This is a genomic window from Pseudarthrobacter sp. RHLT1-30-1, assembly GCF_059383415.1.
The window spans coordinates 1-23572 of record NZ_JBWZCG010000042.1; the positions used below are offsets into that span (position 1 = coordinate 1).

Here is a 23572-nt window from a genome sequence, read left to right on the forward strand (position 1 = left end):
AGGGTGTGGGAGAGTAGGTCACCGCCGGAACATCATTACACGGTCGAGAGCCCCAACCACACAGGTCGGGGCTCTCCCGCATTTAACCCCCAAACACCGAACCCGGGGCCCCGCCACGCCGCGGGTAGAGTTGTTGACCATGGATAACCTCTTCAGCCACGCAGGGTCAGACGCCGCCGAGACGCCAGAGCCGGCACCAGCAGACAGCCTGGACCCCGTTGTCTACACCGTCACCGTGCCGGGGGCGGTGGCCCGGACCTTCGTTGGTTTTACCGAACACACGCACCTTTGGTGGCCGCTCGAAGAGCACGGCGTCTTCGGCGCGGGGTCCTATGTGGAGTTCGAGGAGAACCTGATCCTGGAGACCGCGGACGACGGCAGGACAGCCATCTGGGGGTCCATTGATGACTGGCAGCCGCCGCTGTCCTTCCATGCCAGCTGGCACCCCGGAACCTCCGCCGTCTGGTCAACGGAACTACGCGTCGCGTTCCGGGCCGTGGAGGGCGGCACGGAGCTTCGCCTCGTCCACAGCGGATGGGAAGGCGCCGAGGACCCTGCGGCAACCCGGGCCGACTACGCCGCCGGCTGGCCGGCCGTGCTGGAGCGGTTCGTACGGTTTATGGGTACCGGCGGCTGAACCTGCCGGTTCCGCGTCAAGCGGCACCGTGTCCCCGGGCGGAGCAGCCGTTCACGCCCCCGGCACCCGGTCCCACCAGCCCAGGCCAAACGGTATTGCCCTTCCCTGGACCCCACGCCAGAATGAACGCCGCAATTCAGGGCGCTCGAAAGCTGCGGCTTAGACTGAAGGCTGGATTCGATGAACTGGAGACCGCATGAGCATCATTGACGAGCTCACCTCTGCCCTGGGCCCGGCGAAGATCGCCCGGGATGCCCCCACGCTGTCTGTCTATGCCGTGGACCAGGGTCCCGTGCTGGACTTACAGGTGCCGCAGGCCGTCGTCTGGGCTGAATCCGTCGAGGACGTCCAGGTCACTGTCCGCGCCTGCGCGGCCCACGCGATCCCGCTGGTGGCCCGCGGCGCCGGGACCGGCGTCTCGGGTGGTGCACACGCGAGCAGGGACTGCATCGTACTAAGCCTGGAACGGATGAACCGCCTCCTGGACCTCAACCCTGACGACGAGACGGCCGTCGTCGAACCCGGGGTCATCAACGCCGACCTCAACGCCGCCGCCGCCGTCCACGGGCTCATGTATGCCCCCGACCCCGCGAGCTTCAAGCTCTCCACCATCGGCGGGAACGTCGCCACCAACGCCGGCGGCCTGCGGTGCGCCAAGTACGGGGTGACCCGCGACTCGGTGCTGGCCCTCGACGTCGTGCTGGCGGACGGCTCGCTCATCCACACCGGCCACCAGACGTTCAAAGGTGTCGCCGGCTACGACCTCACCGGCCTGTTTGTCGGATCCGAGGGGACACTGGGGATCGTCGTCGGGATCACCGTCCGGCTGAAATACCTCCCGCAGGACGTGCACACGATCGCCGCTTTCTACCCGGACTTCCGCAGCGCCGCGGCGGGCGTCCTCGCCGTGGGGAAGGCGCGGGTGCAGCCGGCCATCATGGAACTTCTGGACAGCGGCACCCTGGCCCAGCTTGACGAGATCCACGGCTCGGACCTGGCCTCCAGGGGACAGTCCCTGCTGCTGATCCAGACTGACGGCTTCGGCGCCGCGGCCGAGGCGGCGGCGATCCGCCCCGTGCTCGTGGCCGGCGGCGCGGTCGTAACCATGGAAGCCAGCGCGGAGGCGGAGCAACTGGTGGAACTGCGGCGCAACAGCCGCGGAGTGGAGGTCGACGACGAATACCGCGTCGGCGAGGACGTCGCGGTACCCCGCTCCCGGCTGGTCGACTATGTCGAAGCCCTCGAGACCATGGCGGCGACCCACCGGGTCAAGCTCAAGGTGGTGGCGCACGCCGGCGACGGCAACCTGCACCCCACGTTCTGGGTCGACCGGGTGGACAAGGCCGTCGCTGCGGACGCCATGGAGCGCCTCGGTGCAGCCCTGGATGAATCCATCACCGTGGCCCTGGCCATCGGCGGCACGATCACCGGGGAACACGGGATCGGCCAGTACAAGCTGCGCTGGCTCGGGCTCGAACAAAAAGAACCGGTGCGCGAACTGCAGCGCCGGATCAAGGAACTCTTCGACCCGGCCGGCATCCTGAACCCCGGGAAGGCGATCTAGCAAGAACCCCGGCTGGGCGATCCAGGGCGCAAGGCGATCTAGCGCGGGTGTGCCACAACCCGGTGTCCCGGTCCCTTCGGGAGCCTAATCGTCGGAGTCCGGGTATTCGTCGATGGACTCGTCGCCGCCGTAGCGGGATTCCTCGGTCTCCACCTCGAGGATCTTGAGCAGCTCCGTGTCCGGGTTCAGCATGATGGCGGCCTCGTCGCGGCGGTGGCGCAGTTCGGAGTCAATGTAGGACTGCACGGCCTCGGCCAGCGGGATGTGGCGGTTTTCCTCCTCCGACATGTACCAGCGGTGTTCAAGGATTTCGTGCACCGCCTCCGCCGGCTCCAGCTTCCCCGACAGGTCACGGGGGATGGAACGGACAATCGGCTCAAAGATCTGGCTGACCCACAGGTGGGCGCTGTATTCCTCGTCCATTCCGGGGTTGTTGTCCGCCCGGAAGGTGTCCATGTCGTTCAGGAGCCGGCGTGCCTGGTTCTCCTGTGCGTCCAGGCCGGTCAGGCGCAGCAGCCGGCGCTGGTGGTGCCCGGCGTCGACGACTTTGGGCTGAAGCTGGATAGTGGAGCCGTTCTGCGTCGTCTTGATCGCGTATTCCTCGACGTCGAACCCCAGGTCGTTGAGCTTCCGGATGCGGGCGGCCACGCGCCAGCGCTCACCGATCTCGAACGATTCCTTCTCGGTCAGCTCGGTCCAGAGCCGCCGGTAGCTGTCCATGATGAGCTCGCTGGTGGCCACGGGATCGACTTTTTCCTCGATCAGGCCACCGTCGAGGAGGTCCATCAGTTCTCCGGCGATGTTGACGCGGGCGATCTCCAGATCGTATTCGCGCTGCCCCGTGGAGAGATCGGGATACAGTTCGCCGGTCTCCGCGTCCACGAGATAGGCCGCGAAGGCACCGGCGTCACGGCGGAACAGCGTGTTGGACAGCGAGACGTCGCCCCAGTAGAACCCGATCAGGTGCAGGCGGACCAGCAGCAGGGCTTGGGCGTCGATCAGGCGGGTCAGGGTGTCTTTGCGCAGCATCTGCGAGAAGAGGGCGCGGTAGGGCATGGAGAACTTCAGGTGCCGGGTGACCAGCACGGGGTTCAGCGGTCGCCCGTCAGGGGTGGTCCGTCCCGTGATGACGGCGACCGGTTCGACGCAGGGCACGTCCAGGCGGGCTAGCTTGCGGAGCATGTGGTACTCGTGGCGGGCCACATGTTCCGAGGTTTCCTTGATGGCGATGACGGAGCCGCCAAGGTGGGCGAAACGGACGATGTGGCGGGAGATGCCGCGGGGGAGTGCGGCGAGGTGTTCGGCCGGCCAGTCCTCCAGGGCAACCTGCCACGGCAGGTCCAGGAGCTCCGGCTCGGTGGCGGCGGCGGTGATACTCAGCGAACTCGAGGCCACGGAGCCTTTGCTGTCATTGGCGCTGGCGGCTTCGAACCGGGGCAGTTTGCCGATCTGACCGTAGTCGGTGGGTTCGTCGTGCCACTGGGCACCGTTGTCCTCGATCTTGGGGTTTTCCTCGGTCATGAACCAATTCTTCCGTACGGAGGGCGGGGGCCCTAACGAATGCGTGCGGCCGGGCAGTTAAAGCCCGACGGCGGCCCTCCAGTGGGGAGGACCGCCGTCGGATGCGTCAAGCCGGTGGTGGGTGGGCCCACGCCGGCAGGGTTCCCAAACCGACGCGGAGCGAGGTTAGGGGGTCGGTGGGGACTAGTCGCCCAGGCGCAGGCCCGTCTGGGTGTCGAACAGGTGGATGTGGCCCGACTGGGGGCGGACCCAGATGGACTCGCCCTTCATCGGGGGACGGCGCCCGTCGACGCGGGCCACGATGTCGTGGCTCTGGCCGTCCAGCGTGGTGTGGCCGTAGACGTAGGCGTCGGCGCCGAGCTCTTCGACGACATCGACCTCGACCTGGAGGCCTTCACCCTGCGGTGCCGTCTCGAGGTCTTCCGGGCGGGACCCGACCGTGACGGTGTTGCCCTTGGTTTCCTGGAGGATGTCGCGCGGTACCGGGTACACGGTGCCGCCGAACTGCACGCCGCCGTCGACGACGGGCAGCTCCAGCAGGTTCATGGCGGGTGAGCCGATGAAGCCAGCCACGAAAACATTTTTCGGCTTGTCGTAGAGGTTGCGCGGGGTGTCGACCTGCATCAGCAGGCCGTCCTTCAGCACGGCGACGCGGTCGCCCATGGTCATCGCCTCAACCTGGTCGTGGGTCACGTAGACCGTGGTGACGCCCAGCCGGCGGGTCAGTGACGCGATCTGCGTGCGGGTCTGCACACGGAGCTTCGCGTCAAGGTTGGACAGCGGCTCGTCCATGAGGAACACCTGCGGGTTACGCACGATCGCGCGGCCCATGGCAACACGCTGGCGCTGGCCGCCGGAGAGTGCCTTCGGCTTGCGGTCCAGGTACGGCTCGAGGTCCAGGAGTTTGGCGGCTTCACGGACACGCTCTGCGCGTTCTTCCTTGCTGACGCCGGCAATCTTCAGTGCGAAGCCCATGTTGTCCGCGACCGTCATGTGCGGGTAGAGGGCGTAGTTCTGGAAAACCATGGCGATGTCGCGGTCCTTGGGGGGAACGTCCGTGACGTCGCGGTCGCCAATCAGGATGCGGCCGGAGTTGACGTCCTCGAGACCTGCAAGCATTCGCAGGGAGGTCGACTTTCCACAGCCGGACGGTCCAACGAGGACCAGAAACTCGCCGTCGGCGATTTCAATGTTGAGCTTGTCAACAGCGGGCTTATCCGTGCCCGGGTACAAACGTGTCGCATTATCAAAAGTAACTGTAGCCACAGTTATCAATCCCTTCACCGGCAGGTACGTGCCGGACGATCCGTAGTGAATGGTCTTATTATTCGATTGTTAATTCAGTTGTCCGCACTTAATCGTGCGCATACTCCCCGGCCGAGGCCGAGGAGTATCCAATGACGCCGCACGGTAGTTGTGCGCCACATCACAACCAGAGTATGTCAGATTTTCCCCAAATGGTGCGAAATGTTACAGATGTCACAGGTGATTCGACTTACATGCTGGCGGGCGCGGGGATGAGCAACCCGGCCGCCGCGGCCATCGAGAGGGCGGCGCGGACGTGGTTGGCCGGAATCCAGGATCGTTGGAAGGCGTGCCACTGCCGGTCCGGCTGCCCACCTGCACTGTCCTGCTGGGCCAGGCGGTTGTTCAGCGGAACGTTGACCAGCATGGTTGAGGCCCACCCCGCCAGATAGGCCACCGCCCCCGCGGCTCTGAGTGGTGAGTGGTTCGCCGGGTCGGTGGCCGCGGCGACGGCGACTGCCCCGCAAGCGGCGGCGGTGCCAAAGAACAGGATCATGAACGGCGGACGGACGGCCTGCTGATTGATCGAAACCATCGTCGCGATCGCCTCCGAGGCCGGCCGGCGTCGGAGGGCGGGCATCACCACGGCGGAGAACGCGAAGTAGAAGCCGCCGGCCGCAACGGAGCCGGCGCCGGCGAGCACCGGCAGCCACCCGTTCACCCGTGGTCCAAACCGGAGACGTCCAAACTGGAGACGTCCGAACTGGCGGGGTCCGGACTGGCAGGAGCAGGTGCTGGATTCAAGGTCATAGCCCCATCCTGCCCGTGTTTGGTTGGACGTTGAATGTCCAGGGATCGCCGAAGCATATGGGATCGTCTAATATTGGCAGCGTGGATCCCCTGTCGCAGTTCCTCACCGGTCCCCGCGCGCAGGCCGCGTTTACCTTGCGGGTGGTGATGGACCCGCCATTCGCCATTGATGTTCAGGACGGCGCCGCACTCACCGTGATCGTCGCAGTCCGCGGACTTGCTTGGATCTGCGCCGAGGGAAGTGCCCCGCTGTCCCTGGAGCCCGGACAGGCAGCCACTGTCCGCGGCCCTGCCCCCTACCTGGTCGCGGATACCCCGGGCCGGGCACCGACCGTGGTGATCGACGCCGGCCAGTCGTGTCGGACGCCATCCGGGGACCATCTCGAGCTCACGTTGTCCCGGGGTCTGCGAACCTGGGGCAACAGCCCCGACGGGGACACGGTCCTGCTGATCGGCAGCTACCAGACCGAGGCTGCGGCCGGCCAGTTGGTTACCTCGGCCCTACCGGCCCTGGCGGTCTTCACCAACAAGGAGGTCGATCCGGTCCTGCTGGGACTCCTCGAGGGCGAGCTCGGCTGCCCGGGGCTGGGGCAGGAGAGCGCCCTGGACCGAATTCTGGATTTGCTGCTGCTGCATCTGGTGCGGGTCAGTGTGCGCCGTGCCGGGTACGAGGTCCCGAGCTGGGCGGCTGGCACCCGCGACCCCATAGTGGCCCTGGCCTTGCAGCTCCTGCATGAGGAACCGGCCGCGCGCTGGACCGTTGCAGAACTGGCGCGGCGTGCGCACGTCTCCCGGGCCACTATGGCGGCCCGCTTCCACGCCGCCGTCGGGCAGCCACCCATGACCTACCTGGCCACCTGGCGCCTGGCGCTGGCCGCGGACAGGCTGGCGGCCAGCAACGCCACCACCGCCGTTATCGCCGAAGAGGTTGGCTACAGCAACGCCTTCACCTTCAGTGCTGCCTTCACCCGGGTTTACGGCACCAGCCCGACCAGCTACCGGCGGTCCCCGCACCGCTCGAGTCGTCCCGCTGACCGGATAGTGGCTCCACCCAACCCAACTGCGAAAGATACGGTCCCCGGCTGAGCTTGGCAGCGCTCGTCCGGGCGCCCGTTACAGGCCCAGCGCGCGCTTCCGTTCCCGCAGCAGGGCCTCCAGCAGTTCGGACACGTGCGCCGGGGCTTCGATCCGGAACTGCGCCTGGGTGAAATCGAGACCGACCTTCACGCCGAGGTCCCCGGGGAGCAGACTGGCCAGGGCGTCCTCGTCGGTGGTGTCATCGCCAGCGAAGACGGTGGCGGTGGCACCGGTTGCCTGGCGCAGGAACGTGACACCTTCCCCTTTCGAGGCGTGGACTACGGACGCCTCCAGGACGCGGTTGCCGCTCTTTAGGAAGACCCCGGGGTGGTCCTGCAGGACGGCCCGGGCTGCTGCGACGGCGTCCGCGGCCACGTCGTCGGCGGCCAGCCGGGTGTGGAGCACGACGCCGGCGGGCTTGTCCTCCAGCAGGGTGCCCGGCGCTTCCTCCACAATTCCCTCGAGCTCGTGCCGGACTGCCGTGAGCAATTCCCGGCGGTCATCGTCGAGTTCCAGTTTCGCGGACCCCGGACCCATCCAGACTTCAGCGCCGTGGCTGCCGATCAGCAGGGTCTTCTCCGGGGGGAAGGCTACTGCCCGCAGGCTGTCCAGGGCGCGGCCGGAGATAAGCGCCGTCGTCGTCCGCGGAAGTTCCGTGAGGGCAGCGAAGGCGGCAGCCGAGCGGGGCAGCGCGCGGGCGTCTCCCGCGTGGTCCACCAGTGGTGCCATGGTGCCGTCAAAATCCATCGCGACCAGCAGGTGCTCAGTTGCCGCGATACGGCGCAGGGCGTCCAGCAGTTCCGGAGAGAGGGACAGCGGCGCCTGCTGCGGCAAGTGCTCAGGAGTCATCACGGACCACCTTTTCTTCCAGCGCAGACAGGAAATCGGACGACCACCGGTCGACGTCGTGGTCCAGGATCTGCTTGCGCATCGACCGCATGCGCCGGGCGGACTCCGCCGGCTGCATGTTCACGGCTTTCATGATGGTTTCCTTGAGGCCGTCAATGTCGTGCGGGTTCATTAGCAGGGCCTGCTTGAGCTGGTCCGCGGCACCGGCAAACTCGCTCAGCACCAGGGCGCCGTCGTTGTTGGTCCGGGCCGTGACGTATTCCTTGGCCACGAGGTTCATGCCGTCCCGCAGCGCGGTGACAAGCATGACGTCCGCGGCCAGGTACAGCGCCACCATCTCCTCGACCGGATAGTTGTGGTTCAGGTAGCGGACCGCGGTGTTTTGCAGTGTGTCATAGGTGCCATTGATGTGGCCGACGGTTCCCTCGACTTCCTCGCGCAGCAGGCGGTAGTGCTCCACCCGCTCCCGGCTGGGACTGGCGACCTGGATCAGTGCGGCATCCTCCACGGTCACTTTGCCGTCGGCAAGGAGTTCCTCATAGGCCTTGAGACGGTGCGGGATGCCTTTGGTGTAATCGAGGCGGTCGACGCCGAGCAGGACCGTCTTGGGGCTGCCGAGATCCTGCCGGATCTGGCGGGCGCGCTCGATGATTTCCGGGTTACGCGCCAGATCACTGATCTGCTTGACATCGATCGAGATCGGGAATGCCTGGGCGCGGGCGATATGCGTCGGCTCGCCGTCCGTGCCCTTGACGTGAACCTGCTGCTGTTTGACGCTGGCGCCGAGGAAGCGGCGCGCGGAGCGCATGAAGTTGCCGGCGTCGCTGGTGCGTTGGAACCCGACAAGGTCGGCGCCGAGCAGCCCGTCGATGATGGCTCGGCGCCACGGCAGCTGCGCGAAGATCTCAGGAGGCGGGAAGGGGATGTGGTTAAAGAACCCGATCTTCAGGTCCGGACGTGCCTCGCGCAGCATCTTCGGGACCAGCTGGAGCTGGTAGTCCTGCACCCAGACCGTGGCGCGGGGATTGGCATGGCGGATGACCGCGTCCGCGAACCGGCGGTTGACCTTGCGGTAGGAGTCCCACCAGGTCCGGTGGAACTCGGGCGGGGCAATGACGTCGTGGTAGAGCGGCCACAGGGTGGAGTTGGAGAAGCCCTCATAGAAGAATTCGATGTCGTTGGTGCTGAGCTGGACCGGAACGAGATCGATGCCGCCGTGGCTGAACGGCTGGAGTTGCTCGTCCGGTGCGCCGTGCCAGCCCACCCACGCGCCGTCGGTCTTCGTCATCATCGGCGCCAGAGCTGTGACCAGGCCGCCGGGGGAGCGGCGCCAGCCGCCCTCGCAGCCCGGCTCGTCCGGGGAGCAGCGGTCGACCGGCAGGCGGTTGGACACCACCATGAAATCATAAAGCGAGTCGTGATCCGTGTCGCGGGTGCCTTGCGCGGCGGTGCGCTCGGTTCCTGGATCCGATTCGGCGTGTGTGGTGGCCTGCATTGGTGCTCCCTGGGGTTCGCTCGTGGCTCCTATCCACCCTAACCGGGCGGAATCTCCTGTGCTATTCATCCCGCCGGGCGGCAGGCGCGAAGGTTGAAAGCGCAAGTTCCCAGTTTTCTCGCCTAAAATGATGAATTGCCACCCAGTGGAGACCACCGGCCGATCGACCCGAGGAACCAATGAGCCCCGCCAACGAACCCCGCCAGTCCAAATCAGAGCGAACTGCCGCGGCCCGCGATAAAGCCCGTGAAATCCGCGAGGTGCAGCTGAAGAAAGACAAACGTAACAAGCTGCTCATCGGCTGGGGCATCGTCGCCGCCGTCATCGCCATCATTGTTGTGGTGGCGCTCGTCGTGACCGCGAACATTCAGAAGAGCGCCCCCGTTGCGGACCAGGGTCCCACCCCGGCGAACGGCAACGTATACGGCGGCGTCACGCTTTTGGCCAACGCCGACGTCGCGAAGAGCGAACCGGCCACCGTCAACGTCGCCGACGTTCCCGCGCCGGCGGCAACCGCGCCTGCGGAGGTGACCGCGCCCGGTGCCGAGGCCGAAGCCGGCAAGCCGGTCAAGGTGGTCCTGTACATCGACTTCATCTGCCCGGTGTGCAAGAACTTTGAGACCCAGTACAACGAGACCCTGACGAACCTCCGCAATGAAGGCAAGATCTCGGTGGAATACCGCCCGCTGGGCTTCCTGGACACCCGTTCCACCACGAACTACTCCTCCCGCGCCGCCAACGCGGCTGCCTGCGTTGTGAACGAATCGCCAGAGAAGTACGCCGACTTCGTCAACGCGCTCTTCGAGAAGCAGCCCAAGGAAGGCAGCGCCGGCATCTCGGATGCGGACCTGAAGAAGATGGCCACCGACGTCGGGGCCAAGAGCATCGAAACCTGCGTGGACGAGAAGACCTACCGCCCGTGGGTGAAGTACACCACCCAGCAGGCTGCCTCCATCGGGGTCAGCGGTACGCCGACGGTGTTCGTTGAGGGCAAGCAGTGGGGCAAGGGCGAGAGCGCCCAGACTCCGTTCGATCAGTTCCTCCAGGCTGCCATCGCCGCCAAGCAGTAGGCGGGACAACTATCTGGCAAGGCTGCAGGCCCGGTTCCGGATTTCCGGAGCCGGGCCTGTTTTTATCACCGGGCTTCCGTGGGCTAACCTTATCTAGCGCCGTGGCGCCGGCCCCCTCGTTGCGGTCCGGCTCCTTCCGGCGCACAGGAATGCCTCCTTAGCTCAGTTGGCCAGAGCACCGCTCTTGTAAAGCGGGGGTCGTCGGTTCGAATCCGACAGGGGGCCCAATCAACCCCTCCGTTCAGGTGATTTGCCCCGAACGGAGGGGTTTTCTTATGCCCGAAATGGGGCTCGACGCGGTTACGACACGCTTTCAGGGGAACGCGTTACGGCCGTCGGCTCTCGGGCTGCAGAGGGAAGTCAGGCAGATCAGCAGAACGGGTTTGGCGTCGCGGCGCTCGCGGTGGCCGGCCTCCTGTCAGGCTGCTCGGCAGGGCCCGGAGGAAAAATGGATTCCCGACCTGTCCGTGCTCGATTGAAAGCCGGCCGGCGGCCAACCCCAGCCGCTGGCCAGGGAACAGGGACAGACGCCGGATCTGGAGGGACGTTAGGCCCTAGACCACAAAAACCGCACGGCGGAGTCTTGGCCTATGACTGCAACGAATCCGGAAAAGACGCCGGACATCAAGTCCACCCAACTCCACGAACAGCCCACCGCGGTGCTCCGCGAGACCGTTCCCATGAACGAGCTGCGTGCGTTTTTCAGCCGCGCCTACCAGTCGGTGATGAGCGCGACCGAGCAACAGCACGTCCAGCTGGCCGGCCCGCCATTCGCGCTGTATCGCGGAATGCCGACCGACGTCGTCGACGTCGAGGCGGGCTTTCCGGTCGCGGCGCCCTTTTCCGGCGGCGACAGCAGCGTGACCTCGGGGTCCCTGCCTGCCGGCCAAGCCCTCGAAGCGATGCATGTTGGCCCCTACGAGACGCTCCCCGAAACGTACGGGGCGATCATGGGCAAGATGCAGGCCGAAGGCCTGACGCCGGGGAATGCGATGTGGGAGTACTACCTCAGTGACCCGGCCGCGGAGCCCGACCCGGCAAAATGGAAGACGCTCATCGTTTGGCCGGTGGCCTGAGCGGGCCCCACCAACCTCGCTGGCCACCCGCCGTCGACCGTTTGAGCAGCAACTCGCTGCCTTCTGTTCGGCCCGTTTGCGGGGGCCTTGCGACGCAATCTGTCGGATTCGCCACACTATTACTCGGCTGCGCGCATAATGTCCTAAACTGCTTCACTGAGGTGCCTGAAATGGTGCTGCGCAGCAACGAAAGTGAACCCCCACATGGCTACCGATTACGACGCACCACGCAAGACTGAGGAAGAGTCTCCGGCTGAGTCGCTCGAGGCGCTTCAGGCTTCCCGCAGCGGCGGCGCCCAGACTGCCGTTATCGACGTCGATGAGAACGACACGGCTGAAGGCATCGATCTTCCGGGTGCTGATCTGTCCGGCGAGGAACTGACTGTCACTGTTGTTCCCGAGCAGTCTGACGAATTCACCTGCTCCTCCTGCTTCCTGGTCCGGCACCGGTCCCAGGTGGCCAAGGAGAAGGACGGCCTGAAGTACTGCCGCGACTGCGAAGGCTAGGGGACCGTCCACCGCGCAGCGCCACTTCAGCACAAGCCAGCCAGGCGGCAGGCCCCACGAAGCGCCGGAACCCGACGGGGACCGGCGCTTCTCCGTTCCCCGGATTTGCCGCTTCGCCGCCGCTTGCCGGCGCTTCGCCGCCGCTTCGCCGCCGCTTCGCCGCCGCTTCGCCGCCGCTTGCCGGCGGCGGCGGACGACGGCGGCGCAACCGTCTTGTGACCGTGCCGCGGCGCGGCTTACGGTTTAGGCGCAGATCCCCCCGGCCCCTCGATTCGCACGGTCATCCGCTCTATTCTGGAGCTATCTCATCGTGTGAGGGGGCGGCCCAAATGAAGAAGTTCCGGGTGTGGCTGATAGCTGTCCTGCTGGCTGTCGGGTCAGGGCTGGTGGCGCCTGGTCCCGCGTCAGCGGAGCCCTACTGCGGGCTGGTGTGGGGGTCGCTGGCCAAGGCCGATCCGGCGCTGAGCCAGGCCAAGGTAACGAATGTCCGCACGGGGCAGCACTACTGTTTCGACCGGCTGGTCATTGACCTCAACGGACCCGTCGGCGGCTACACCGTCCGCTACGTTCCGCAGGTGACGCAGGACGGATCGGGGTTTCCGGTCGGCCTGCGGGGACAGGCGTTCCTCCAGCTCACGGCAAACGCTCCGGCCTATGACAACGGCGACGCCACCTACAAGCCGGGAAACCAGAGCGAGCTGAGCGACGTTAGCGGGTACCAGACGTTCCGGCAGGTGGCGTGGGCCGGCAGCTTCGAAGGATACTCCAGCCTCGGACTCGGGGTACGCGCCCGGCTGCCGTTCCGTGTGTTCACCCTGGCCGGCCCGGACGCGGGCTCGCGGCTCGTGATCGACGTCGCGCATTATTGGTGATTTCCGGCGGTCCGGGCAGTGGCCGGACCGGTGCTAAGCCGACTTAGTAAGCTGACTGAGAAATTCTCCCGGGACCATCGCAGTCCTGCCTCGCCCTGCGGTAGCGTCGGAAGAACCGGATCCAGAGATATCGGACGCACAGCAGCGTGCCCAACGGTATCGACCTACTCAGGAGGACGCATGAAAGCTTCACCGACGCTCACGACGAACCTGCAGGCCGTGCTAGTGGACCTGATTGAGCTCCACATTCAGGGCAAGCAGGCGCACTGGAACATCGTCGGGACCAACTTCCGGGATCTGCACCTGCAGCTGGACGAGATTATCGAGGCTGCCCGCGAGTTTGCCGATGACCTGGCCGAGCGCATGCGCGCCCTCCACGCCCTTCCGGACGGCCGCAGCGCAACCGTGGCCAAGTCCACCTCGCTCGCCCAGTTCCCGGCTGGCCTGATCAACACCAAGGACGCCATCGAGCGCATCGTCGCGGCACTTGAGGCCGCCGTCGGAACCATGCGCAAAGTCCACGACGAAGTAGACGAAGAAGACCCCACGACGGCGGACCTGCTGCACGCGTTCATCGCCAAGTTCGAGCAGTACGCGTGGATGGTCAACGCGGAGACCATGCGCGCCAACACCAGTGTCACGACGGCGGACAGCAAGTAGCGTCCAGCAACGGGTTTGAGCGCCCGGCTCCGGTACCCCCGGCGTCGGGCGCTCGGCCTTTAAGCAGCCGGCAGGGGCCGTCGCCGCGGCCGCCGGCCCGCGCCGGTGACCCCGGCGGGTTACGAGGCGGTCGGAACCTTCCGGAGGACGACGGCGGCGAGGACTGACGCCCCGGCCATGAGCACCAGCGTGATCGTGGCCGTGATGTGGACGCCGGAATCGAAGGCCGTGCGGGCGGCCGCCATCACGGACTCTGCCAGCGGCCCGGGCATGGCCTGCGCCAACTCCACGGCCCCGGCGAGCGTCTCGCCCGCCTGGGCGGACGCCTCCGCAGGGAAAGCTCCGGCTGCGCCGGCAGGGAGGTGCAGATTGCCCTGATAGGAGGCCGTGAGGATGGACCCGAGGATTGCGGTGCCCAGCAGGGAGCCGATTTCGTAGCCGGTTTCCGAAATGGCGGCGGCCGCCCCGGACTTCTCCGCCGGGGCCGCGCCGAGAATCAGGTCGTTGGAGATGGTTTCCGCGGCGCCGACGCCAAGGCACAGCACCAGCAGTGCCGCCAGCAGCAGCGCCGGGCCATTGCCGTGGTCCCCGAAGGCCACCAGGAAGTAGCCCGCGGCGCTGAGGAGCAGGCCGCCGGCCACCACGAAGCCGGGGCGGACCTTCTTCACCAGGGGCACCACCAGCAGGCCGGCAAGGACGGTGGCGATGAGGGCGGGGACCATGGCCACTCCGGATTCCGACGGGGACTGTCCCTCGATCAACTGCAGGTGCTGGGCGAGGAACAGGATGAAGCCGTTGAAGGAGAACAATGCCAGTACGTTCGCGATGATCGCGGTGCTGAAGACCCGATTGCCGAACAGGCCGATATCCAACAGCGGTGCGGCGCGGTTTCCGGTCCCGTCGGCCAGGAGGGACCGCTGGCGACGGATGAAGACGTACCCCATCAGCAGGCCAAAGACGATGGCGGCCAGCGGTTCCAGGGCGAGTCCCTCCGTGGCCAGCACTTTGATGCCGTAGACCACGGGCACCATGACCAGCAGCGACAGGAAGATGCTGGGCAGGTCGACCCGGCCCGGGTTCGGGTCACGGGACTCCGGAATTAACGCGGGCCCCAGAACCAGCAACGGCAGGATGATGGGGACGGCCACGAGCAGGATCGCGCCCCACCAGAACTGCTCCACGAGCCAGCCGCCGAAGATGGGGCCCAGCGCGGCGCCGCCGGAGAAGCCGGCGGCCCAGATGGCCACGGCCAGCCGCCGCCGGTTGGGCTCCGGGAAGATGTTGCGGATCAGGGACAGCGTGGAAGGCATCAGCATGGCGCCGAAGAATCCCAGCCCGGCGCGCCCGGCGATCAGCCATTCGGCACTCGGTGCGAAGGCTGTGATTGCGGAGATAACGGCGAAGCCCGTGCTGCCGATGAAGAGCAGCCGGCGCCGGCCGATCCTGTCGCCGAGGCTGCCCATCGCTACGAGCAGCCCGGCGAGCACCAGGGGATAGGTGTCCACGATCCACAGCAGCTCCACCCCGGAGGCGTCGAGGCCGCGCGCGATGGCCGGCAGCGCGAAGGTCAGGGCCGTGTTGTCGACTGCCACGAGCAGCACCGGAAACATCAGCAGTGCCAGGGCCAGCCAGTCGCGCCAGGGGGCACGCGGCGTGGGGTGCGACGGGGCGCCCGCGGCGTGGTGGCCCGGTGTGCCCGCGGCGTGGTGGCCCGGTGTGCCCGCGGCGGAGAGGCCCGGTGTGCCCGCGGCGGACCTGCCGAGGGCGCCGAGGGTGCCGAGGGTGCTGTTGCTGTTGCTGCTGGTCGTATTGGTGGAGGAAGTCTCGCGCATCTTCTTAACTATACCGTCTGGACGGTATAGTTAAGAAGCGGCCCGTAAAACCCCCGCCCCTCCGCGGGGCATGATTGGAACCATGGCTAGAAAACCCGTCGCCCGCGAAGCCGTCCTTGACGCCTTCGAATCCCTGCTGATCGATGAGGGCGAACGCGCCGCGACCCTTGATGCGGTAGCGAAGCTGGCCGGCGTCTCCAAGGGCGGGCTGCTCTACCACTTCCCGAATAAGGAAGCGATGATCTCGGTCCTGCTGGAACGGCTGGACCGACTGCTCGCCGACGACCTTGCCGCCATGGCCGCCGCCGCGGAAGGCGCTGCCGCGTACTTCATCACGTCCTCGGTGTGGGCGGACACACCGCTGGACCGCGCCTTCGTCGCCGCCACCCGGCTGGCGGAGGTGGCCCACCAGGAAACCCTGCGGCGGATGGCCGCCGCGCAGGCTGGCTGGCTGGAACTGCTGTCGGCCGACGTCGGGCCGGCCATGGCCAAGCCCGTGCTCTACATGGGTGACGGGCTGTATTTCAACGCCATGCTGGCGCGCGGCCCGGACGGACCGCTGCCGGCGGTCGGCCCCGACGTCGAAAGCCTGCTCGCCGCACTCGGGCGGCTCCGCGGCTGACACTCGGCTGGACGCCCCCCGCGGCGGCCGCCGAGATCGCCGGAGACCTGCGAACCGCCCGCCGAACTCGCCCGAAACCTGCGAACTCGCAGGGTACGTTACGGCGACCCTGCAGCTGTCCCGCGAATTCGTCGAGATCGCCGGAGACCTGCGCGCCGCACGCCCCGCACCCGGGACGCCCCTCGCGCCGCACGTCGAAGCCCCCGGACGCCCCGTGCGCCGGTGGACTCCTGCGAGCCGCCCGTGGAGATCGCCGGAGACCTGCGAGCCGCCCGTCGAACTCGCCCGAGACCTGCGAACTCGCAGGATACGTTACAGCGACCCCGCAGGTGTCCCGCGAATTCGCCGGGCGCCCGGGGCGGCGGGGCGCCCGGGGCGGCGGGACCTGCGCTTAACGCTCGCCAGTGCGGGGTCACTAGTTTGCGGACGCGGGCCGGACATAGGACAATGATTGCTGTGACTGTTGTCACGCCAACTTAATATGCCTTTGATCTGCGGCGGGAGAGTTCTGCAAGTAGGTACAAGCAGGCGCCGTAGGAGCAAATCCTCCCCAGGAATCTCTCAGGCCCACGTACCGCCGCGGCAAGGCAACTCTGGAAAGTAGCAGGCTGTTTTCGGACACGTTATGCTCACCGACGGTGCAAGCGGAGCCATGCGAGAGCAGGGCAGCGCGGAAACTCTCAGGTCCAATACAGAGTGGGGAGGAACCCGAATCAATGTGGCGCACCCTGCGCCGCCTTAGTTATGGAGTTCCTTGTGACTGTTACCTCAGCCTCCACGTCTTTCGTTGACCGGCACATCGGTGCCCGCCGACAGGCCGACGTCGACGCCATGTTGAAGGCTGTCGGCTACGACACCGTCGACGCGCTCGTTGACACGGCCGTACCGAAGAACATCCGGCAGGATTCCCCGCTGCAGCTCACCGAAGCACTCAGCGAGGTCGAGGTCCTGGCCGAACTGCGCAAGCTCGCCGCCAAGAACCGGACCGCGGTCCAGATGATCGGGCAGGGCTACTACGACACGCTCACCCCGCCGGTGATCCGCCGCAACATTCTTGAGGCCCCGGCCTGGTACACCGCGTACACGCCGTACCAGCCGGAGATTTCCCAGGGCCGGCTTGAGGCGCTGCTGAACTTCCAGACCATGGTCCAGGACCTCGTTGGGCTGCCGATCGCGAACGCCTCGCTGCTGGACGAAGCCACCGCCGTCGCCGAAGCCGTGCTGATGATGCGCCGGGCCAACAAGAACAAGGCGGCGCATGACGGCAAGACCGTCCTGGACGCCGACGTTCTGCCGCAGACCATTGCGATCGTCAAGGGCCGCGCCGAGGCCCTCGGCTTCGAGGTCGAGGTCGCCGACCTGTCCCAGGGCCTGCCCGACGGCGACATCAACGGCATCGTCCTGCAGCAGCCGGGCGTCTCCGGCCGCGTCTGGGACCAGTCCGGCGTGATCGCCGCCGCCAAGGACCGCGGCGCGCTCGTCACTGTCGCGGCAGACCTGCTGGCGCTGACCCTGATCACCCCTCCGGGCGAGCAGGGCGCCGACATCGCCGTCGGCTCGACCCAGCGCATGGGCGTGCCGCTGTTCTTCGGCGGCCCGCACGCCGCCTACATGGCCGTCCAGAAGGGCCTGGAACGGTCCATGCCCGGCCGCCTTGTCGGCGTCTCCAAGGACAACGCCGGTGTCCCGGCGTACCGGCTGGCGCTGCAGACCCGCGAGCAGCACATCCGCCGCGAAAAGGCCACGTCCAACATCTGCACCGCGCAGGCGCTGCTGGCCATCGTGTCCTCCTTCTACGCCGTCTACCACGGCCCGGACGGTCTGAAGGCGATCGCTGAGACCGCCAGCGGCCATGCCAAAACCATCGCCGCCTCGCTGAAGGCTGCGGGTCTGGACGTCCTGCACACCAGCTTCTTCGACACGGTCACCGTCTCGGTGCCGGGCAACGCCGCGGAGATCCTTGCCGCTGCCGAGGCGCGCGGCATCAACCTGCGCGCCATCGACGCGGACACCGTCGGCATCTCCACGGATGAAGCCACGACGGCGGCCATCGTCGCCGACGTCGTCGCCGCGTTCGGCGCCAGCGTGACCGCCGCAGGCACGGACTCAGCGTTTGCGCTGGACGCCGCCGTCGAGCGCACCTCCGATTACCTGCAGCACCCGGTGTTCAACACGCACCGTTCCGAGACCCAGCTGCTGCGGTACATCCGCCGCCTCTCGGACCGGGACCTGTCCCTGGACCGGACCATGATCCCGCTGGGCTCGTGCACCATGAAGCTGAACGCGACCGCGGAAATGGAAGCCATTTCCTGGCCGGAGTTCGCGTCCATCCACCCGTTCGCCCCGGAGTCGCAGACCGCGGGCTGGCGTGAACTGATCGGGGACCTCGAAGCCCAGCTGACCGAGATCACCGGCTACGACCAGGTCTCCATCCAGCCCAATGCAGGGTCCCAGGGCGAGCTCGCCGGCCTGCTCGCGATCCGCGGTTACCACCTCTCCCGAGGCGACGTCCAGCGCAATGTCTGCCTGATCCCGGCCTCCGCGCACGGTACCAACGCCGCCTCCGCGGTGCTGGCCGGCATGAAGGTCGTTGTGGTGGCCACCGCCGCCGACGGCACGATCGACCACGCCGACCTGCAGGCCAAGATTGAACTGCACAAGGACGCACTTTCGGCGATCATGATCACCTACCCGTCCACCCACGGCGTGTACGACGCAGACGTCCGCGAGGTGTGCGACTCCGTGCACGCCGCCGGCGGCCAGGTCTACGTCGACGGTGCCAACCTCAACGCTCTCGTGGGGCTGGCCCAGCCGGGCCAGTTCGGCGGCGACGTCTCGCACCTGAACCTGCACAAGACCTTCTGCATCCCGCACGGCGGCGGCGGACCCGGCGTGGGCCCGGTCGCAGCCAAGGCGCACCTGGCACCCTTCATGCCGGGCAACGCTGCCGATCCCGCCAACGGTGAAAGTGGCACCCCGATTTCCGCGTCGCGCTACGGCTCGGCCGGTGTGCTGCCGATCTCCTGGGCCTATGTGAAGCTCATGGGCGGCCAGGGGCTGACCGAAGCGACGAAGTCGGCGCTGCTCGCGGCGAACTACATCGCGTCCCGCCTGGACGAGTACTTCCCGGTCCTCTACACCGGCGAAGGCGGACTCGTGGCGCACGAATGCATCCTGGACCTGCGCGAACTCACGGCCAGGACCGGGGTGACCGCCGAGGACGTCGCGAAGCGCCTGATCGACTACGGCTTCCACGCCCCCACCCTCGCGTTCCCGGTGGCCGGGACCCTGATGGTCGAGCCCACCGAGTCCGAGGACCTGGTGGAGATCGACCGCTTCATCACGGCGATGATCACGATCCGCGCCGAGATCGAGCAGGTCGCCAGCGGTGACTTCACGCTCGAGCAGAGCCCGCTGCGCAACGCCCCGCACACCGCGGCCGCCGTCGTGGATTCCGGCTGGGCCCGGGAATACCCGCGCGAGCAGGCCGTCTTCCCGCTCCACCACCTCAAGCAGGACAAGTACTTCCCGCCGGTTGGCCGGATCGACGGCGCCGCCGGGGACCGCAATCTGATCTGCTCCTGCCCGCCCCTCGAAGCCTTCGAGGACCACTCCGACGACTCCGCCAACTAAGGACAGCCAACGATGACTGAGAACTACACGGCCCTTTACGAAGAGCACAAGAAACTCGGCGCCTCCTTCACGGACTTCGGCGGCTGGCAGATGCCGCTCAAGTACAGCTCCGAACTTGCCGAGCACCACGCCGTCCGCACCTCCGCGGGCCTCTACGACCTGTCCCACATGGGCGAAGTCTGGGTCAACGGGCCCGAGGCGGCTGCCTTCCTGGACTACGCCCTGGTCGGCAAAATCTCCGCGATGTCGGTCGGCAAGGCCAAGTACTCGCTGATCTGCAATGTGGATGGCGGCATCATCGATGACCTCATCACCTACCGCCGCGGCGACCAGAAATTCCTCGTGGTCCCCAACGCGGGCAACGCCAAGGTTGTGGCCGCGGCCCTGGCCGAACGGGCCGCCGACTTCAACGTCGCCGTCCAGGATGCCTCCGCCGAGACCTCGCTGATCGCAGTGCAGGGGCCTAAGGCGCAGGAGATCCTGCTGCGTCTGGTTCCGGCGGCGCAGCATGAGCTCGTCACCGGACTGAAGTACTACGCGGCCGTCGACGTTCCGTTTATGGTCGGCGGCAGCAGCCAGGAACTGCTGCTGGCCCGCACCGGCTACACCGGTGAGGATGGCTTCGAGATTTTCGTCGCCAACGACGCCGCCGCCGCCCTCTGGCAGGCGCTCGTCGCCATCGCCGAAGACGGCGAGCTCACCCCCGCCGGGCTCGCGTCCCGCGATTCGCTCCGGCTCGAGGCAGGCATGCCGCTCTACGGCAACGAGCTCTCCCTCGACGGCGACCCCTACGCCGCCGGACTGGGCCCGATCGTGGCACTGTCCAAGGAAGGCGACTTCGTCGGGAAGGCAGCCCTCGCTGCCAAGAAGGAAGCCGGCGCAGGCTCCACCGCGGGCCGCAAGCTCGTCGGTCTCAAGGGCCTGGGCCGTCGGGCCGCCCGCGGCCACTACCCGGTGCTGAAGGACGGAAACGTGGTCGGTGAAGTTACCTCCGGCCAGCCCTCGCCCACCCTTGGCTACCCGGTCGCGTTGGCCTACGTCGACGTCGCGTTCACCGAACCCGGCACCACCCTGGACGCTGATCTCCGCGGCAAGGCCGAGCCGTTCGAAGTGGTCGCATTGCCTTTCTACAAGCGCCAGAAGTAGCCCCGAGGGTCCTGGTTACCCCAGGAGCCCCGAGGGTCCCGGGTACCCCAGCGGTACCCGGGACCCTGGGCGGTCCCCGCTCCGGGGCCGGCTCACCTTCCGCGGAGGAATCCGTTTTCCGGCCGCGTGATCCGGCCACAAAAGATTTTGCCCCCACGACCAATCCAAGACTTAGGAAAATAACATGGCAAAAGTTGCCCCTGAACTGAAGTACTCCGCTGAGCACGAATGGGTTGCGCAGGAGGCCGGAAGCGATGTCTCCATCGGCATCTCGGCCGTCGCTACGGACGCACTCGGTGACATTGTGTACGTGGACCTCCCCGAGGTCGGCGCAGCGGTGACCGCGGGCGAGACCTGCGGTGAGGTGGAATCGACGAAGTCCGTTTCCGACCTGTATGCCCCGGTCACAGGCGAGGTCACCGAGATCAACGCGGCTGTCGTGGATGATCCGGCGCTGATCAACAGTGACCCGTATGGTGCCGGCTGGCTGTTCAAGGTCGCGGTCACCTCGGAAGGCCCGCTGATGTCGGCCGAGGAGTACGCGGCAGCCAACGGCGGCGAACTGTGAACGGGGCGGCAGGCATAGCGGGAGGCGCAGCCACAAACACCCTCGCGTTCGAGCAGGTCGTCTCGGCATCCCTGGACGCGGAGTTGTCCGCGCTGGATCCGGAGATCGCGGCGCGTATTGACGCCGAACTGGGCCGTCAGCGCGACGGGCTGGAGATGATTGCCTCGGAGAACCACACCGCCAAGGCCGTGATGCAGGCCCAGGGTTCGGTGCTGACGAACAAGTACGCCGAGGGCTACCCGGGCAAGCGGTACTACGGCGGCTGCGAGCACGTCGACGTGATCGAACAGCTGGCCATCGACCGGGTCAAGGCCCTGTTCGGCGCCGAGTACGCGAATGTCCAGCCGCACTCCGGCGCGCAGGCCAATGCCTCGGTGATGCACGCCCTGATCCGTCCCGGCGACACGATCATGGGCCTGAACCTGGCCCACGGCGGGCACCTGACCCACGGGATGAAGATCAACTTCTCCGGCCGGCTCTACAACGTCATCCCGTACCAGGTGCGCGAGGACGACCACCGGATCGACATGGCCGAGGTGGAGCGGCTGGCGCACGAGCACCGCCCCAAACTGATCGTGGCCGGCTGGTCCGCGTACGCCCGGCAACTGGACTTCGCGGAGTTCCGCCGGATCGCCGACGCCGTGGGTGCGTACCTGATGGTGGACATGGCGCACTTCGCCGGCCTCGTCGCCGCCGGACTGCACCCCTCGCCGGTCCCGCACGCCCACGTCACCACCTCCACCACGCACAAGACCCTCGCCGGTCCGCGCGGCGGAATTATCCTGAGCAACGACGCCGACATCGCCAAGAAGATCAACTCCGCGGTGTTCCCCGGCCAGCAGGGCGGCCCGCTCGAGCACGTGATCGCCGGCAAGGCCGTGGCATTCAAGATCGCCGCTTCCCCGGAGTTCAAGGAACGCCAGGAACGGGTCCTTGCAGGGGCCCGGATCCTCGCCGAGCGGCTGGTCCAGCCGGACGTCACCGCGAAGGGGATCAACGTGATCTCCGGCGGCACCGACGTGCACCTGGTCCTGGTGGACCTGCGCAATTGCGAACTCAACGGCCAGGAAGCCGAGGACCGCCTCGCGGAAATCGACATCACCGTCAACCGCAATGCCGTGCCGTTCGACCCGCGGCCGCCGATGGTCACCTCCGGGCTGCGGATCGGCACGCCCGCCCTGGCCACCCGAGGCTTCGGCGAAGCTGCCTTCACCGAAGTCGCGGACATCATCGCGGAGGCGCTGATCGCCGACGCCGGCGCGGACCTGTCCGGTCTGCGCTCCCGGGTGGAGGCCCTCGCCGCCGCCCACCCGCTCTACCCCTCGGTTGATAACCTCGCGTAGAGCCCGTATTACAGGTAGTAGATGCAGTAGAAATCACGACGCCGGGCCGCCGCCACAAGCTGCCGCCCGGCGTCGTGGATCAGGCCACGCAACCGCCAAACCGGCGGCGGCGCCGCCATCCGGCAGGACCATCTGCCGGGCCACAGTTAGAGCCAGTTAGGAACCGACCATGGCCGTTGGAGTCTTTGATCTTTTTTCCATCGGGATTGGGCCCTCAAGTTCGCACACCGTGGGTCCGATGCGGGCTGCGGCAGTGTTTGCTGAAGAACTCAAGACGTCCGGTGTGCTGGACCGGGTGACCGGGCTGCGCGTTGACCTCTACGGGTCGCTGGCCGCTACCGGACACGGGCATGGCACCATGACCGCGATCCTGCTCGGTCTGGAGGGCTTCCACCCCGAGCTGATCCTCCCGGCGGAGGTGGAGGAACGGCTCGCCACGATCGCGGAGACCGGCATCCTGCAGCTGGCCGGCGAAGGAACCGGCGTGGCGTTGCCCTACGGGGTGAAGGACATGGTCCTGCGCCCGCTGACGATCCTGCCGCGGCACACCAACGGGATGACGTTCACGGTCTCCGCCGCCGACGGCGAGGTCCTGCACACGGCGACGTTCTTCTCGGTCGGCGGCGGCTTCATCGTCCGGGAAGGCGAGGAGGACGCCGCACTGAAGGAACTCGACGAGTCCAAGAAGGAACTGCCGCTGCCGTTCCGCACCGCCGCGGAACTGCTGGGCCGCTGCCAGGCCAAGGGCCTCTCGATCGGGGAGATCATGTTCATCAACGAACGCGCCTCCCGCACCGAAGCCCAGATCCGGGAGGGGCTGCTGCACATCTACTCGGTGATGGAGGCCTGCGTCCAGGTCAGCCTGGGCCGTGAGGGTCTGCTGCCGGGCGGGCTCAAGGTCCGCCGCCGGGCACCGGACTGGCACGAACGGCTCCTGAAGGAAACCCGGGGCCAGGACCCCGACTACCGGGACCCGAAGTACTGGCAGGAATGGGTGAACCTGATCGCGCTGGCCGTGAACGAGGAAAACGCCTCCGGCGGCCGG

General features: G+C 67.0%; 20 protein-coding genes, 1 tRNA gene and 2 riboswitches. Of the genes, 15 read left to right on the top strand and 6 right to left on the bottom strand.

Features of this window, described 5'->3' with window-relative positions; all coding sequences use genetic code 11:
- The first annotated feature begins 139 nt into the window (after positions 1-139).
- Both AC50YM_RS19485 and AC50YM_RS19490 read left to right on the top strand, forming a co-directional pair.
- On the top strand, positions 140-637 hold the full coding sequence (locus AC50YM_RS19485) for an SRPBCC domain-containing protein (protein ID WP_494958587.1): 498 nt from the start codon (positions 140-142) through the stop codon (positions 635-637).
- Positions 638-833: 196 nt separating this feature from the next.
- Positions 834-2201: an FAD-binding oxidoreductase gene (locus AC50YM_RS19490; protein WP_494958588.1), complete on the top strand. Its 1368-nt coding sequence runs from the start codon at positions 834-836 to the stop codon at positions 2199-2201.
- A gap of 84 nt (positions 2202-2285) precedes the next feature.
- Here the strand turns inward: AC50YM_RS19490 and AC50YM_RS19495 are convergent, their stop codons facing one another.
- The 3 genes from AC50YM_RS19495 to AC50YM_RS19505 form a co-directional block, all read right to left on the bottom strand.
- Positions 2286-3722 (bottom strand): DUF4032 domain-containing protein, encoded by a 1437-nt coding sequence (locus AC50YM_RS19495; protein ID WP_494958589.1) that lies wholly within the window; start codon positions 3720-3722, stop codon positions 2286-2288.
- A gap of 183 nt (positions 3723-3905) precedes the next feature.
- The gene (locus AC50YM_RS19500) at positions 3906-4988 is read right to left on the bottom strand and encodes an ABC transporter ATP-binding protein (RefSeq protein ID WP_494958590.1); all 1083 of its coding nucleotides are present in this window, start codon (positions 4986-4988) and stop codon (positions 3906-3908) included.
- Positions 4989-5217: 229 nt separating this feature from the next.
- Complete coding sequence (locus AC50YM_RS19505; RefSeq protein ID WP_494958591.1) at positions 5218-5688, bottom strand: anthrone oxygenase family protein; 471 nt, start codon at positions 5686-5688, stop codon at positions 5218-5220.
- Positions 5689-5858: 170 nt separating this feature from the next.
- On the opposite strand from AC50YM_RS19505, the gene AC50YM_RS19510 reads away from it, so the two are divergent.
- Positions 5859-6863: an AraC family transcriptional regulator gene (locus AC50YM_RS19510; protein WP_494958592.1), complete on the top strand. Its 1005-nt coding sequence runs from the start codon at positions 5859-5861 to the stop codon at positions 6861-6863.
- 27 nt (positions 6864-6890) lie between these two features.
- Here AC50YM_RS19510 and otsB read toward each other — a convergent pair whose 3' ends face one another.
- Together otsB and AC50YM_RS19520 are read right to left on the bottom strand one after the other, a co-directional pair.
- A complete protein-coding gene (gene otsB, locus AC50YM_RS19515; protein ID WP_494958593.1) occupies positions 6891-7703 on the bottom strand; it encodes a trehalose-phosphatase in 813 nt (270 codons plus the stop codon).
- The gene (locus AC50YM_RS19520) at positions 7693-9102 is read right to left on the bottom strand and encodes an alpha,alpha-trehalose-phosphate synthase (UDP-forming) (protein WP_494958606.1); all 1410 of its coding nucleotides are present in this window, start codon (positions 9100-9102) and stop codon (positions 7693-7695) included. The genes otsB and AC50YM_RS19520 overlap by 11 nt, the downstream gene beginning before the upstream one ends.
- Positions 9103-9377: 275 nt before the next feature.
- On the opposite strand from AC50YM_RS19520, the gene AC50YM_RS19525 reads away from it, so the two are divergent.
- The 6 genes from AC50YM_RS19525 to AC50YM_RS19550 all read left to right on the top strand — a co-directional run bounded on the left by AC50YM_RS19525 (position 9378) and on the right by AC50YM_RS19550 (position 13383).
- On the top strand, positions 9378-10268 hold the full coding sequence (locus AC50YM_RS19525) for a DsbA family protein (protein WP_494958594.1): 891 nt from the start codon (positions 9378-9380) through the stop codon (positions 10266-10268).
- A 151-nt stretch (positions 10269-10419) separates the two neighbouring features.
- Positions 10420-10493 (top strand) — tRNA-Thr (locus tag AC50YM_RS19530).
- A 365-nt stretch (positions 10494-10858) separates the two neighbouring features.
- The gene (locus AC50YM_RS19535) at positions 10859-11344 is read left to right on the top strand and encodes a GyrI-like domain-containing protein (protein WP_494958595.1); all 486 of its coding nucleotides are present in this window, start codon (positions 10859-10861) and stop codon (positions 11342-11344) included.
- A 204-nt stretch (positions 11345-11548) separates the two neighbouring features.
- Positions 11549-11851 carry a DUF4193 domain-containing protein gene (locus AC50YM_RS19540; RefSeq protein WP_494958596.1) on the top strand — a complete coding sequence of 101 codons (303 nt, stop codon included), beginning with the start codon at positions 11549-11551 and terminating at the stop codon, positions 11849-11851.
- Between the two features lie 329 nt (positions 11852-12180).
- Positions 12181-12723, top strand: coding sequence for an AMIN-like domain-containing (lipo)protein (locus AC50YM_RS19545; RefSeq protein WP_494958597.1), 543 nt, complete (start codon positions 12181-12183; stop codon positions 12721-12723).
- Positions 12724-12903: 180 nt separating this feature from the next.
- A complete protein-coding gene (locus AC50YM_RS19550) occupies positions 12904-13383 on the top strand; it encodes a Dps family protein (protein ID WP_494958598.1) in 480 nt (159 codons plus the stop codon).
- Between the two features lie 119 nt (positions 13384-13502).
- On the opposite strand, the gene AC50YM_RS19555 is transcribed toward AC50YM_RS19550, so the two are convergent.
- Positions 13503-15215: an MFS transporter gene (locus tag AC50YM_RS19555; protein WP_494958599.1), complete on the bottom strand. Its 1713-nt coding sequence runs from the start codon at positions 15213-15215 to the stop codon at positions 13503-13505.
- Between the two features lie 82 nt (positions 15216-15297).
- On the opposite strand from AC50YM_RS19555, the gene AC50YM_RS19560 reads away from it, so the two are divergent.
- From AC50YM_RS19560 to AC50YM_RS19585, 6 genes are all read left to right on the top strand, one after another.
- Positions 15298-15837: a TetR/AcrR family transcriptional regulator gene (locus AC50YM_RS19560; protein ID WP_494958600.1), complete on the top strand. Its 540-nt coding sequence runs from the start codon at positions 15298-15300 to the stop codon at positions 15835-15837.
- Between the two features lie 488 nt (positions 15838-16325).
- Positions 16326-16424: riboswitch (glycine riboswitch) on the top strand.
- 1 nt (position 16425) lies between these two features.
- Positions 16426-16542: riboswitch (glycine riboswitch) on the top strand.
- A gap of 51 nt (positions 16543-16593) precedes the next feature.
- Complete coding sequence (gcvP, locus tag AC50YM_RS19565) at positions 16594-19470, top strand: aminomethyl-transferring glycine dehydrogenase (RefSeq protein ID WP_494958601.1); 2877 nt, start codon at positions 16594-16596, stop codon at positions 19468-19470.
- Between the two features lie 12 nt (positions 19471-19482).
- Complete coding sequence (gene gcvT / locus AC50YM_RS19570) at positions 19483-20616, top strand: glycine cleavage system aminomethyltransferase GcvT (RefSeq protein WP_494958602.1); 1134 nt, start codon at positions 19483-19485, stop codon at positions 20614-20616.
- A gap of 184 nt (positions 20617-20800) precedes the next feature.
- Positions 20801-21184, top strand: coding sequence for a glycine cleavage system protein GcvH (gene gcvH / locus AC50YM_RS19575; RefSeq protein WP_494958603.1), 384 nt, complete (start codon positions 20801-20803; stop codon positions 21182-21184).
- A complete protein-coding gene (gene glyA / locus AC50YM_RS19580) occupies positions 21181-22527 on the top strand; it encodes a serine hydroxymethyltransferase (protein WP_494958604.1) in 1347 nt (448 codons plus the stop codon). The genes gcvH and glyA overlap by 4 nt, the downstream gene beginning before the upstream one ends.
- Positions 22528-22696: 169 nt before the next feature.
- A partial coding sequence (locus AC50YM_RS19585; protein ID WP_494958605.1) for a serine dehydratase beta chain occupies positions 22697-23572 on the top strand: 876 nt, incomplete at its 3' end.

Coding starts and splice junctions, on each gene's coding strand:
- AC50YM_RS19560 (WP_494958600.1), top strand. CDS start 15,298: ATGGCTAGAAAACCCGTCGCCCGCGAAGCCGTCCTTGACGCCTTCGAA.
- AC50YM_RS19490 (WP_494958588.1), top strand. CDS start 834: ATGAGCATCATTGACGAGCTCACCTCTGCCCTGGGCCCGGCGAAGATC.
- AC50YM_RS19535 (WP_494958595.1), top strand. CDS start 10,859: ATGACTGCAACGAATCCGGAAAAGACGCCGGACATCAAGTCCACCCAA.
- AC50YM_RS19525 (WP_494958594.1), top strand. CDS start 9,378: ATGAGCCCCGCCAACGAACCCCGCCAGTCCAAATCAGAGCGAACTGCC.
- AC50YM_RS19555 (WP_494958599.1), bottom strand. CDS start 15,215: ATGCGCGAGACTTCCTCCACCAATACGACCAGCAGCAACAGCAACAGC.
- AC50YM_RS19520 (WP_494958606.1), bottom strand. CDS start 9,102: ATGGTGGTGTCCAACCGCCTGCCGGTCGACCGCTGCTCCCCGGACGAG.
- gcvH (WP_494958603.1), top strand. CDS start 20,801: ATGGCAAAAGTTGCCCCTGAACTGAAGTACTCCGCTGAGCACGAATGG.
- gcvT (WP_494958602.1), top strand. CDS start 19,483: ATGACTGAGAACTACACGGCCCTTTACGAAGAGCACAAGAAACTCGGC.
- AC50YM_RS19485 (WP_494958587.1), top strand. CDS start 140: ATGGATAACCTCTTCAGCCACGCAGGGTCAGACGCCGCCGAGACGCCA.
- AC50YM_RS19545 (WP_494958597.1), top strand. CDS start 12,181: ATGAAGAAGTTCCGGGTGTGGCTGATAGCTGTCCTGCTGGCTGTCGGG.
- AC50YM_RS19550 (WP_494958598.1), top strand. CDS start 12,904: ATGAAAGCTTCACCGACGCTCACGACGAACCTGCAGGCCGTGCTAGTG.
- otsB (WP_494958593.1), bottom strand. CDS start 7,703: ATGACTCCTGAGCACTTGCCGCAGCAGGCGCCGCTGTCCCTCTCTCCG.
- AC50YM_RS19495 (WP_494958589.1), bottom strand. CDS start 3,722: ATGACCGAGGAAAACCCCAAGATCGAGGACAACGGTGCCCAGTGGCAC.
- AC50YM_RS19540 (WP_494958596.1), top strand. CDS start 11,549: ATGGCTACCGATTACGACGCACCACGCAAGACTGAGGAAGAGTCTCCG.